We start from the raw sequence: 12,325 nt of genomic DNA on the forward strand, positions 1-12,325 counted from the left end.
ACACGTACGTCAACTTGTTTTTTATGGATAGTTAATCATACCGGGAGTTGCATCATGAGAACTGATACGACCTTCAAACGGGCATTCAACGATATGATCGATATCATTCGGACGCTCGATCTCGGGGAGGAATTGCCGTCCGAAAACGTCCTGCGCGCCCAGCTCGGCGTGAGCAGAACGACGGTGCGGAAGGTGCTGGCGGGGATGTCCGCCCGTGGGATCATCATATCTGAAGCGCACAGGCGGATCATAGGTGAGCAGCCGCGGCAGATAGAGCGCTATCCGAAGGAAGAGACCTTGGCAATTTCGGAACAGGTCGAGACGAGCTTCATGGAATGGATGCTGCGCGGCGATGCCTGTCCGGGCACAGAAATCAATGAGGCGGAATTAGCCCGGAAATTCGGCGTCGCGACAACGATCGTCCGGGAATTTCTCAATCGATTTCAGAAATATGGGCTGATCGAGAAGCGTCAGAATGCCGGCTGGGTTTTTAAGGGGTTCACAGCCAGTTTCGCGCTCGAACTGTTCGAGATCAGAGAGATGTTCGAAATGCGCTCCGCACGGCTGTTCGCTGCCCTGCCCGACGGCTCGCCCGTCTGGAAGCAGATCCAAGCTATGCGGGCGGCACATTTGGAACTGCTCGCGGATATCGACGCCCGGTTTCAGGATTTCTCGGAGCTGGACAGCCGGTTCCACCGGCTGATTACGGCAGTCGCGCCAAACCGCTTTATCGAAAGCTTCCAAGACGTGATAACCATGGTCTTCCACTATCACTATCAATGGAACAAGCGTGATGAACGCGCGCGGAACGAGGTCGCCATCAGAGAACATCTCGCGCTGATCGAAGCCCTGGAAAGCCGTAATATCGCTTCGATCGATCGCGCATGTCGGTTGCATCTGACTTCCGCCCGCGAGACTTTGCTTCGCTCGATCGCGTGATCGCGTTGCCTGTACAGATGTGCGCAGGACGAGACGTTTTGCAGCAGCCCGCTAAAGCGCGTCGCGATCTTTCAGATTCGCTTGTCGCGCTTTAGGTCTTTGTTTTTACGCATGTCGTTGTCGCAAAACCGCTGCACACTTTTGCGCGACATGCTTTAGAGCGGTTCAGCCTTTCCCGGAATTGCTTTAACCCCGGCCTTCATTTCCCGCAGGCGCCGCTCGCGGCAGGCGGCGATCGCCCGGTCGATGATGAGGCTGGGGGCGAGGTGATCCTCAAAGACCATGTCGACCTCGATCACCCGGCTCTTTTCGACGAGCCGCGCCGCCTTGCCGTGATGGCCGGAGAGGCGGACGAAATCCTTGGAGGTGGTGACGATCAGGAGACCTTGACGCTCGGCGGTCGTCAGGATGTCGTCGATCTCCTCCTCGGTCAGGTGCTCGTGATCACCGAAGGACTTGGCGACGACGATCTCGGCGCCGCGGGATTCAACCGTGCGGAAGAATTTGGCGGGATCGGCAATGCCGGCGAAGGCGAGCACCTTGGTGCCGGCCAGCGTGTTGTCGCCGCGCACTTTCAGCGATGCGGTGAAATAGGGCTTTGCCGCGCGCGCCGCCATGCGGACGATCCTGTCGGCGGCGCTGCCGCCACCGACCTTCAGCAGGGCCGTCGCAGACCGCAGCTGCTGGCGGATCGGCGCGCGGACCGGGCCACCCGGCACGATATGGCCGTTGCCGAGGCCGCGCGTCGCGTCGATGACGAGCAGGGCATAGTCGATCGCCAGCCGGGCACTCTGGAAACCGTCATCCATGATGATGAGATCGGCGCCCTCCGCCACCAGGCGCTGAGCCCCTTCGACGCGCCGGCGGGAAATCACCGTCAGTGCTTCCTGGGCAAGGAGCAAGGGCTCGTCGCCGACGGCGCCCGCCCGGTGATGATCAGGGTCGACGACGGTCGTCACATCGAGCGAGCCGCCGTAACCCCTGCTGAGAAAGCCGGGATTCAGCCCCTTCGCCTTGGCGGCGCGGGCAATCGTCAGCGCCGTCGGCGTCTTGCCGGCGCCGCCGACGGTGAAATTGCCGACGCAGATGACGGGAACAGGAACGGAGGCGCGGCGCGCATGGGCCATGCGGTGGCCGGCGATACGGCCATAGAGAAATGAAAGCGGCAGCAGCAGCCAGGCCCGCCAATCGGCTTTCCTCCACCAGAACGGTGGCGCTTCAGATATCATCTTGCCGTCCCGCTCCCCTGCCCGGCTTGTTCTCACGCAATCCCTTAGGAAAGTCGCTTCGCGCTTTTCCCGGCAAAACCGCTGTGCACTTTTGCTGGAATTGCTTTAGCCACAGCCAGTCCCCTGCTTCTCGACCGGCCGGATTGAGAAGCCAAAACCTGAAAAAATGCAAGCCCTTACCTGTCAGGCCGGCTGCAGGTCCGGCAGCAGGGTCTCGATGGCGGTGATATCGTCGAGCACGTGATCGGCCGCGGCGGCAAGCGTCTCCCGCGAACCGGTGCCGGTCAGCACCGCGATCCTCAGGCCGGTGCCGGCATTCAGACCCATGTGCAGATCGTGGTTGTTGTCGCCGACCATGGCTACCTCTTCAGGCGAAAGACCGGTCGCAGCGCAGAAGCCGAGCACCATGCCCGGCTCCGGCTTGACGCCGAAACCGCTGTCGTAGCCAGCGATGTAATCGATATAGCGGGCAAAACCGAAGCGTTCCGCCGTATGGCGGATCGACCGCTCATTGTCGCTGGAGGCGACGCCGAGCTTGAAGCCGCGCCGATGCAGCCGCTCGAAGAAGCCGGCGAGGTCGGTCACCGGCACGGAAAATTCGGCGGCGCTGGAAAAGAGCTCGTCGAGGCGGACCGTCAGCTCGCCGACATCGACCATCGAGCCCGCGGCAACCAGACCCTCAGCGATCTGGCGGGTATTGCCGGCGGCAAGCAGGCTGTCGGGAACGATATGGCCGGTCGCCGGATCCATGCCGCAGGCCGAAAGCAGCCGGTTGGCGAGAAGCTGATCCCCTTGGGCTGCGATGCGGGCAAGCTCGCGATTGACCGGCAGCCAGCTCTCGTCATAGTCGAGCAGCGTGCCGTCCTTGTCGAAGAGGATGCCTTTGATAGGGGACGCTACCGACATCTTCGCTCCTCAGACCTGGGCCACGGCCTTGGGCAGCAGCCGCGCCTTCACCGTCAGCGGATTGATATAGGGTTCCAGCCCCTTCACTGTCGCCGTCAGCGCGCCGCGCATCTCGTGCACGGCGGTGATGCCGGCCTCGATCATATTGCGGCGGGCGTCGTCGTTGATCAGCAGGTAATGCACGCCCTTGGCCAGCATTTCGGTATCGCGCACCATGCGGGCGCTGCCGCTGCGGGCAAGCTTCTGATAGGCATCGCGGAAATTCTGCACATGGCCGCCGGAGAGAATGGCGCAGCCAAGCATGGCGGGCTCCAGCGGGTTCTGGCCGCCTTCGGCAAAGAGCGAGCGGCCGACGAAGGCGATTTCCGTCAGTCTCAAATAGAGACCCATTTCGCCGATCGTATCGCCGAGGAAGATATCGACATCGGCGGACAAGACATCGTCGCGGGTGCGGCGGGCGACCTTCAGCCCCTGCTTGACGAGCGCCGCCTCGATCTCATCGCTGCGCTCGGGATGGCGCGGCACGATGATGGTCAATTGATGGTCGCGCTCCCTGAGCGCCCGATGAACGATGGCGGCGGCATTCTCCTCGCCGTCGAAGGTCGAGATCGCCGCCCAGGTCTTGCGATCGCCGATCTGCTTCTTATAGCGGGCGAAGACAGCGCTGTCATAAGGCGGCGCGTCGGTATCGACCTTCAGATTGCCCGAGGTGATGACGGGCACAGCGCCGAGATCGCGGAAACGTTCGGCATCGACATCCGACTGGGCGATGACGAGGGCAAGATTCTCGAACAAGGCTTCGGCGATCGCCGGGCGGCGGCGCCAGCGGGCAAAGGAGCGGTCCGACATGCGGGCGTTGATCAGGATCTGCGGAATGCGGCGGCGGCCGAGCTCCAGCACCGTTGCCGGCCAGATCTCGGATTCGGCGATGATGGCGCAATCGGGCTGCCAGTAATCGAGGAAGCGGCTGACGGAAGGCTTCAGGTCGAGTGGCACATATTGATGAATTGCTTCCTGGCCGAGACGCTCGGCGGCGAGCTTGGCCGACGTGATGGTGCCGGTCGTCAGGATGACATGGATGTCGCGGCGGCGGATTTCGCGGATCAGCGGGATGACGGCGTTGGTTTCACCGACGCTTGCGGCATGGAACCAGATGAGCGGGCCCTGCGGCCGGTTGGCGCTCGGATAGCCGAAACGCTCCAGGCGGCGGGCCCGGTCTTCCTTGCCCTTGGCCGTGCGGTAGGTGATATAGAGGCCGACGACTGGAGAGGCCACGGTTCCCGCCAGACGGTATGCGCTCAGACCGAACCGCGCCATCCGGGAACTCATCGCGCCAGCCTCCGATCAAAACCGATCGACATCAAACCCATTCCCTAATTATCGTTGCGGCCGCAATGGCCGATTAATTTGTTCAGAATGCGTCAAACAATCCGGATCGACGGGCGCGCCCGATGCAGCAAAGCCCGCTCGACGAGCGGCCGGCCGGCAGCACTTGCTAAGCTCAGCCCTTGGGCTTTTCCTGCGGATCGAGCAAACGATGCATGTGGACGATGAAGTAGCGCATATGCGCATTGTCGACCGTCTGCTGCGCCTTCGACTTCCAGGCCGTCAGCGCCGTGGCATAATCCGGGAAAATACCGACGATATCGAGACCCTGCAGATCACGGAACTGAACGTCATCGAGGCTTTCCAGTTCGCCGCCAAAAACGAGATGCAGAAGCTGCTTCTTGTCACCGGAGTCAGTCATTTTTTCTTCTCTTTCTGCCTATTCTCCTCCGCCACCCATCTGCGGGATTTTGACGGAAACGTCAACTGTCTCGTCGCCCCGCAAAGGCCGCGAGGAATTCGCCAAGGCGGGGCGTTGGCGCTGCGCAAAGGACCTTGTGGGTGACCTCAGCGCGATTGTAGACGATCGGCCGGCCTTCGATGTCGACGAGGCCGCCGCCGGCACAGACGAGGATCAGATCGGCAGCCGCAAGATCCCAATCATGTGAATTGCCTTTGACGAAGGTGCCTTCGAGACGACCGTCCGCCACCATGGCGATGCGATAGGCCAGCGAGGGAATGTATTTCTCGCGCGTCACCCGATCGCGGAATTCCGTCGGAAAGGTCTTCAGCAGGTCTTCGCCGATCGCAAGGCGGCTCATCTCTTCCGGTCCGGCGGCCGAAACGGTGAAGGGGACGCCGTTCTTCAGCGCCACGCCGCCCTCGACAGCCTCATAGAGCTCCTCGAGCGCCGGGGCATAGAGCACGCCGGCGACCGGCCGGCCGCGATGAACCACCGCGACGCTCACGCACCAGACCTTCTGCCCGCCGAGGAAGGCGCGCGTGCCGTCGATCGGATCGATGATGAACAGCGTCTCGCGTGAAAGGCGGTCGGCATCGTCGTCGGTTTCTTCCGACAGCCAGCCATAATCCGGCCGGGCCTTGCGCAGGATGGTCTCGAGCGTCTTGTTGGCGGCGAAATCGGCGGCGCTGACGGGCGAACGGTCCTCGTTCTTCCACCAGACCTCAGGCGACTGGTTGAAGAAGCCGAAAGCGACGGCGCCCGCCTCTTTCGCAGCATCGACGATCAGCGTGAGATCGCTCTGCCACCGGGCTTTCTCCATGTCGCTCATCAGATCAATCCATTTCTCAATTGAATAGTCAGAGCATGATGTCGCCCGAAAACCGCTCACACTTTTCGGCATCATGCTCTCAAGCGCGTCGCGATCTTTCAGATTCGCGACGCGCTTTAGGTCTTTGATTTTCCGCATGTCGTTATCGCAAAACCGCTGCACACTTTTGCGCGACATGCTTTAGCGCCCGGCAAGCGTCATGCCCTCGATGGCAAACGTGGGGGCCGCAACGCCGAATTTGCGGTCGATGTCGTTTGCCAGCGTCAGGCGCATGAACATCTCCTTGAGGTTCGAGGCGATCGTCACCTCGGAGACCGGGAAGGTGAGCTCCCCGTTCTCGATCCAGAAGCCGGTGGCGCCGCGGCTGTATTCGCCGGTGATCATGTTGACGCCGTGGCCGATCAATTCGGTCACATAAAAACCGTTGCCGACGCTGCGGATCAGATCCTCCGGCGAGATGTCGCCGGGTTCCAGCGCAAGGTTGGTGGAAGAAGGCGAAACGGCGGTGCCGCCACGCACGCCGCGGCCGTTGGTCTCCAGACCCAACTCGCGCGCGGTCGAAGTCGAGAGGAACCAGTGCTTCAAGATACCATCCTCGATCATCACCAGGCGCTCGCCGGACACGCCCTCGCCGTCGAAGGGCCGCGAGGAAGGGCCACGCACGATCAGCGGATCGTCGGTGATCGACAGGCCCGACTTCAATACCTGCTGACCCATCTTGTCGCGCAGGAAGCTGGACTTGCGGGCGACGGAAGCACCATTGATCGCACCGGCGATATGGCCGACAAAGCCGCGGGCGACACGCGGGTCGAAGATGACAGTGATGTCCTTGCCGGTCGGCACCTGGCGCGGATTGACGCGCTTGATTACCCGTTCGCCGGCGCGACGGCCGATTTCAGCGGGATCGTCGAGCTCGGCGTAATAGAGACGGCTGTCATAATCATAATCGCGCTCCATGCCGGTGCCTTCGCCCGCGATGACGCTGACGGAATGACCGAAACGCGACGCCATGTAACTGCCTTCGAACCCGTGCGAGGTGGCAAGAACGAGGCCGCCCATGCCTGCGGAAGCGCCGGCGCCGGAGGAATTGGTGACACCCTTGACCGCAAGCGCGGCTGCTTCAGCAGCAAGACCCGCCTCGCGCAGCATCTCGGAGGAGACCTCGGTGGTATCGAGCAATTGCAGGTCGGGATAGGATCTCGAAAGGCTCGCCTCATCCGCCAGGCAGGCGAAGGGGTCTTCCGGGGAAACCTTGGCCATGGCGACGGCGCGTTCGGCCAGCGCCTGAAGATCGAAGCCCGGATTGGCCGAAACGCTGGCGACACGCTTGCCGATGAAGACACGCAGGGAAAAATCGTCGCTTTCGGAGGATTCCGTGCCCTCGACCTTGCCGAGGCGGACGCTCACCGATTGCGAGCGCGACCGGACGACGACGGCGTCGGCGGCATCGGCCCCTGCCTTCCTTGCCAGATCGATCAATTGACTTGCGCGGGAAAGAAGTGTCGAGGAATCAATTTCAGAGGACATGATTTGGCCTTTCCTTCGGCTTCCATTTATTGTGCACTCTCCCAAGCATCAAGGCCGCCGTCACCGATTCTTTGTCGGGGTTGCCTGCTTGCTCCCCGCCGTCGAAAGAAATTGTCAGCATGTCAGCGCCCAATGCCTTTTTTTCCGAAACGATCCTGCTGCTTGGCGGGGCGGTGGTCGCCGCTCCGATCTTCAAGAAACTCGGGCTCGGCACGGTACTCGGCTATCTCGCCGCCGGCATCGTCATCGGCCCGGTCTTCCACGGCATCACCGACGGCGAACAGATCCTCGCCGTCGCCGAACTTGGCGTCGTCTTCCTGCTGTTCATCATCGGACTGGAGCTGAAACCCACCCGCCTCTGGCAGATGCGGCGCGACATCTTCGGCCTCGGCTCGGCGCAGGTGGTGCTGACGGGCCTGGCGCTGACCGCGCTTGCCTGGTTTTCCCAGGTTCTCGACTGGCGCGGCAGCATCGTTGCCGGATTTGGCCTGGCGCTGTCGTCGACCGCCTTCGCCATGCAGATCCTCGAGGGCGACGGCGACGTCAATACGCGATACGGGCAGCGCTCCTTTTCGATGCTGCTGTTCCAGGACCTGGCGATCGTGCCGCTGCTGGCGCTGATCACCATCCTCGACGGCGGCGACAAGGGCAGCAACGCGCCGCTGTTGGATTTCGCCATCGCCGTCGGCGCGGTTGCGGCGATGATCGTCATGGGACGTTACCTGCTGACGCCGCTCTTCCAGATCATCGCCCGGACCGGCGCGCGCGAGGCAATGATCGCGGCTGCCCTTTTCGTCGTCATGGGATCGGCGAGCCTGATGCAGCTGGCCGGGCTTTCGATGGCGATGGGCGCCTTCCTGTCCGGCGTGATGCTTGCCGAATCCTCCTACCGGCACGAGCTGGAGGCGGATATCGAGCCGTTCCGCGGCGTGCTGCTCGCTATCTTCTTCATCGCCGTCGGCCTGTCGCTGGAGCTGGACGTTCTCGCCGACAACGCGCTCTTCGTCATCGTCGCCGTGCCGATCGTCATGGCCGTCAAGGCGATCGTCATCTATGGGATCTGCCGGATCTCCGGCTCCCCGCACGACGATGCGATCCGCATCGCCTTCCTACTGCCGCAGGGCGGCGAATTCGGCTTCGTGCTGTTCACCACGGCGGCTGCGGCCGGGCTGATGTCGACGAGCACCGCCTCGCTGCTGGTCGCGATCGTCACGCTGTCCATGGCGCTGACGCCGATCGGGTCGGCTCTTTCGAAGCGGCTGCTCAACGGCGACGAACAGGAGGAACTGGACGAGGATTTCGAGGGCGCAGGCGCCGACGTGCTGATGGTCGGCTTCTCGCGTTTCGGCCAGATCGCCGCCCAGATCCTGCTTGCCGGCGGGCGCAGCGTCACCGTCATCGATTTTTCGGCCGACCGCATCCGCCAGGCCTCCTCCTTCGGCTTCCGCATCTATTTCGGCGACGGCGCCCGCAAGGACGTGCTGCGCTCGGCCGGCATCGACCGGGCGAAGATCGTGCTCGTCTGCACGCAGAAGAAGGAGATCACCGACAAGGTGGTGGAGCTGGTGCAGGCCGACTATCCGCACACCCGGCTCTACGTGCGTTCCTACGACCGCATCCATTCGATCGAACTGCGCAACAAGGGCGTCGACTACGAGCTGCGAGAAACGCTGGAATCCGGCCTTCTCTTCGGACGGCGAACGCTGGAGGCGCTCGGCGTTTCCGAGGTCGACGCCTACGAAATCGGCGAGGATATCCGCAAGCGCGACGAGGCACGCTTGGTGCTGCAGGTGTCCGAAGGGCTGCAGGCCGGGCGCGACATGCTGTTTTCCCATCCCGTCCGCCCCGAACCGCTGGTCAAACCGAAACGCGCCGCCGATCCTTTCGAGGGCGATCCGCTGGCCGGGACCGCGGATGCGACGGCGGATGCCTGATCACCCCTGAGCGGCTTGCGAAATTGACGCATTGAATATGAGGGGAGCGGCGTTTATCAAACGTCCGATCGGAGCGATCCAAGAGGGAATCTTGATCAGACGGACGACACAGATCGAACAATGGGCGCTGCGCATCCTATGCGCGGTCGCACTGGTGTTTGTCGGCTTCGCCCATCAGGTCCCCGCCGCGGCGGCTGGCGAATTTGATCCGGCTGAGCTGGCCCAATATGTGCTTCCGGACGGGACGCTGCCGACGCTTTGCGTCACCACAACGGACACATCCGGTCAGGACCAGCACGACAAGGCGCATTCGCACGGTTGCGAAGCCTGCCGGATCAACGTCTCCATCCTCCTGCCGACGCCGACGGACATCGCCGGTGCTGCCATACCCTTTGCGGCCGCGGTTGAACTGCCAATCCGGACCGAGGCCTTCCATCGCCAGCTTTTCCCGCCCAATACCGGTCCTCGGGCTCCACCTTCCGATCCGATCCCTGCCTGAACTTCGCGTTGCGGCAGGCGCCGTGATGCGCCTTTCAACGCCGGCCGACCTGCATGCGTGCCGTCGGTCATGGATACGGATCCATTCTCATGTCGACCATTACTGCTGCCGAACCGGCGGCGAATGCCGCAAACGGCGTTTCGCTCTACCGTGCCATCTGGCGCTGGCATTTCTTTGCAGGGCTTCTCGTCATACCCTTCCTGCTCAATCTGGCTGTTACCGGATCGCTCTATCTCTTCAAGGACGAGATCAACAGCACCTTCTTCGGCTACCGCTACAATGTCCAGCCGGCTGGCGAAGCGCTGTCGGCGGAGCGGATCGCAGAGATCGCCGCCTCCGCCGTGCCCGGCTCAACCGCGACATCCTACAAAGACCCGGTCCTACCCGAGCGATCAGCCATCGTCACCCTCGCCAGCGATGCCGGCTCGATGCTGGTCTTCGTCAACCCCTATGACGGCAAGGTGCTCGATGTGGTCGGATCGACCGACGAGTTCAATTATGTCGTCAAGCGCATCCATAGCCTCGCCTATTTCGGCACCCTGACGAACCGGCTGATCGAAATTGCCGGCGGCTTTGCCATGGTGCTCGTCGTCACCGGCATCTATCTCTGGTGGCCGCGACGCCAGACGGGCGGCGTCGTCAGCGTGCGGGGAACGCCCGGCCGCCGCGTTTTCTGGCGCGACCTGCATGCGGTGACCGGAGCCTTCGCCGGTGTCCTGATCTTCTTCCTTGCGATGTCAGGCATGCCATGGTCGGGCTATTGGGGGGCGAACGCCAATGCCTGGCTGACCGAACATGGCCTTGGCTATCCGGTCCAGCTCTGGGACGACGTGCCGAAGTCGCAAAAAGTCACCGAGGATATCCTTCCGAACAGCGGCTGGATCGTCGAGAAGGCGCCCGTTCCGCTTTCCGATATCGCCGCAGCGCAATCAGCCAGGCCAATCGGCCTCGATAAAGCCGTGGAGATCGCTAAACGGCTGGGCATGGCGCCGGGCTTCGACGTGGCGATCCCCTCCGACGAGACGGGCGTCTATACCGCCTCGCTCTTTCCCGACGACCTTACCGACGAACGCACGCTCCATATCGACCAGTATTCCGGCAAACCACTGATCGATATCGGCTTTGATCAATATCCGTTCCTCGGCAAAGCGATCGAGTGGGGCATCAATGTCCACCAAGGACAGGAATGGGGGCGTTTCAACCAGTTGCTGATGCTCGCAACATGCGTCGCAATTGTGCTCAGCTGCGTGACCGCCGTCCTCATGTGGTGGAAACGGCGCCCGATCGGCCGCCTCGGCGTGCCACCCATGCCGCCAAAGCCTTCGATCTATTACGGCCTGTGGGTAATTGTCGGGATCTTCGCGGTCACCTTCCCGATGAGCGGGCTCGCAATTGTCGTCATGATCGCCTTCGACCAGATCGTCGTGCGGTTCGTACCGTTGCTGAAACGCGTTCTCGCCTGAGGGAGGCCATCAGATGAAGAAGATCATCGCTATTCTTGCCGGCGTGTTGCTTGCATCCTTGGCATCTGCGACCGACGACCCGCAACTGGCGATCCCGGCAAGGCTGAAAGTGATGTTCGAAAGGCCGGACAAGCCGCTCGATATCGCGCCGGTCGTCGTTCAGGGCGATTGGGCGATCGTCGGCTGGCGGCAGGACGGACGCGGCGGACGGGCCCTGATGAAAAAGACGCATCACGGCTGGAGCATCTATCTCTGCAGCGGCGACAGCCTCAAGGATACCGGGACGCTGGAGACGATCGGGCTCTCCCCAGTTGACGCCGCCGGGCTGGCTGCGAAACTCAAGGATGCCGAGGCCGGCCTCGATTCTTCCGCGCTTGCGCTCTTCTCAAGCTTCGAGGGCACGGTGATGATGAATGAGGCTTCAAACGGCGCGGGTCATGCCGGCCATGAGGGCCATGCCCAGTGAAGCAAGAAATAGCTAGCGCTTCAGTCGAGCCTCGATTTCCCGGTCAAGGGCGAATTTCAGGTCGTCCTTGACGCCGGCGGACATGGCAAGGACTTCACGGGCCTTGAGGAAATCCATGACGCCGGTGCGGCCGACGGTCGGGCGCAGGAAGATATGCGGCGGGCGAAGCTTCAGCTTCAGCGAGATCGCCGTCTGCATCATCAGCTGACCGGAACCGAAGATGCTCTCCATGCGGTTCGGAATATGGGTGCCGTCGCCTTCCGGCGCGCCGACGACATCGATGCCGACGACGATGTCGGCAAGATCCATCAGGCATTCATAGGGCACCGGATTGCTGATGCCGCCGTCGATCATCACGCGGTCGCGCAGGCGCACCGGCATGAAGACGGCGGGGATGGCGGAAGAGGCGGCGAGTGCGGGAAACAGCTCGCCCTGCTCGATAATGACTTCGCACTGCCCGTAATAATCCGTGGTGATCACCTTCATCGGGACCAGCAGATCCTCGAAGCGGGCCGGCAGCTCGGACGGCAGGAAGGCTTTCAGGATCCGCTCCAGATTGAACTGGCCGATGCGGATTCCCTTGGCCACCGCATCGCGCACCGTCGCCGGCCTCAGCCCCCAGATGCGGGCGACGACGGCCGTCTTGTTGCCGACGGTCGTCAGCGCATGTTCGCGGATTTCGGCGCCTGACATGCCGGCCGCCATGCCGGCCGCCATGATCGCGCCGATCGACGAGCCTGATAC

At 62.5% G+C, this 12,325-nt stretch carries 12 protein-coding genes; 5 read left to right on the forward strand and 7 right to left on the reverse strand.

Translation table 11 applies throughout. The annotated features are described in order from the left end of the window. Positions 1–54 precede the first annotated feature (54 nt). Positions 55–939, forward strand: a complete 885-nt coding sequence (locus HX899_RS26815; protein ID WP_138328898.1) for a GntR family transcriptional regulator — start codon at positions 55–57, stop codon at positions 937–939. A 155-nt stretch (positions 940–1,094) separates the two neighbouring features. On the opposite strand, the gene lpxK is transcribed toward HX899_RS26815, so the two are convergent. The 6 genes from lpxK to HX899_RS26845 all read right to left on the reverse strand — a co-directional run bounded on the left by lpxK (position 1,095) and on the right by HX899_RS26845 (position 7,219). Further along, the gene (gene lpxK / locus HX899_RS26820) at positions 1,095–2,168 is read right to left on the reverse strand and encodes a tetraacyldisaccharide 4'-kinase (protein WP_181293798.1); all 1,074 of its coding nucleotides are present in this window, start codon (positions 2,166–2,168) and stop codon (positions 1,095–1,097) included. Positions 2,169–2,351: 183 nt separating this feature from the next. After that, positions 2,352–3,074: an HAD family hydrolase gene (locus tag HX899_RS26825; RefSeq protein WP_181293799.1), complete on the reverse strand. Its 723-nt coding sequence runs from the start codon at positions 3,072–3,074 to the stop codon at positions 2,352–2,354. Between the two features lie 9 nt (positions 3,075–3,083). Continuing rightward, positions 3,084–4,403 carry a lipid IV(A) 3-deoxy-D-manno-octulosonic acid transferase gene (gene waaA / locus HX899_RS26830; protein ID WP_171599080.1) on the reverse strand — a complete coding sequence of 440 codons (1,320 nt, stop codon included), beginning with the start codon at positions 4,401–4,403 and terminating at the stop codon, positions 3,084–3,086. A 172-nt stretch (positions 4,404–4,575) separates the two neighbouring features. Further along, a complete protein-coding gene (locus HX899_RS26835; protein ID WP_003545820.1) occupies positions 4,576–4,821 on the reverse strand; it encodes a DUF4170 domain-containing protein in 246 nt (81 codons plus the stop codon). Positions 4,822–4,882: 61 nt separating this feature from the next. Further along, the gene (locus HX899_RS26840) at positions 4,883–5,692 is read right to left on the reverse strand and encodes a 3'(2'),5'-bisphosphate nucleotidase CysQ (RefSeq protein WP_138328901.1); all 810 of its coding nucleotides are present in this window, start codon (positions 5,690–5,692) and stop codon (positions 4,883–4,885) included. Positions 5,693–5,872: 180 nt separating this feature from the next. Further along, positions 5,873–7,219: a TldD/PmbA family protein gene (locus HX899_RS26845; RefSeq protein WP_138328902.1), complete on the reverse strand. Its 1,347-nt coding sequence runs from the start codon at positions 7,217–7,219 to the stop codon at positions 5,873–5,875. A 119-nt stretch (positions 7,220–7,338) separates the two neighbouring features. Between HX899_RS26845 and HX899_RS26850 the strand changes: the two genes are divergently transcribed. The 4 genes from HX899_RS26850 to HX899_RS26865 all read left to right on the forward strand — a co-directional run bounded on the left by HX899_RS26850 (position 7,339) and on the right by HX899_RS26865 (position 11,581). Beyond that, positions 7,339–9,153 carry a monovalent cation:proton antiporter-2 (CPA2) family protein gene (locus HX899_RS26850; protein ID WP_181293800.1) on the forward strand — a complete coding sequence of 605 codons (1,815 nt, stop codon included), beginning with the start codon at positions 7,339–7,341 and terminating at the stop codon, positions 9,151–9,153. A gap of 91 nt (positions 9,154–9,244) precedes the next feature. Further along, positions 9,245–9,652, forward strand: a complete 408-nt coding sequence (locus tag HX899_RS26855) for a hypothetical protein (RefSeq protein ID WP_181293801.1) — start codon at positions 9,245–9,247, stop codon at positions 9,650–9,652. A gap of 89 nt (positions 9,653–9,741) precedes the next feature. Then, positions 9,742–11,115, forward strand: coding sequence for a PepSY domain-containing protein (locus HX899_RS26860; protein WP_181293802.1), 1,374 nt, complete (start codon positions 9,742–9,744; stop codon positions 11,113–11,115). Between the two features lie 13 nt (positions 11,116–11,128). After that, on the forward strand, positions 11,129–11,581 hold the full coding sequence (locus HX899_RS26865) for a copper uptake system-associated protein (RefSeq protein WP_181293803.1): 453 nt from the start codon (positions 11,129–11,131) through the stop codon (positions 11,579–11,581). A 12-nt stretch (positions 11,582–11,593) separates the two neighbouring features. Here the strand turns inward: HX899_RS26865 and HX899_RS26870 are convergent. Beyond that, the coding region (locus HX899_RS26870; RefSeq protein WP_246697185.1) for a patatin-like phospholipase family protein at positions 11,594–12,325 on the reverse strand (732 nt) is incomplete at its 5' end.

The organism is Rhizobium sp. WYCCWR 11146, from assembly GCF_013591995.1.
Lineage (GTDB): Bacteria > Pseudomonadota > Alphaproteobacteria > Rhizobiales > Rhizobiaceae > Rhizobium > Rhizobium indicum.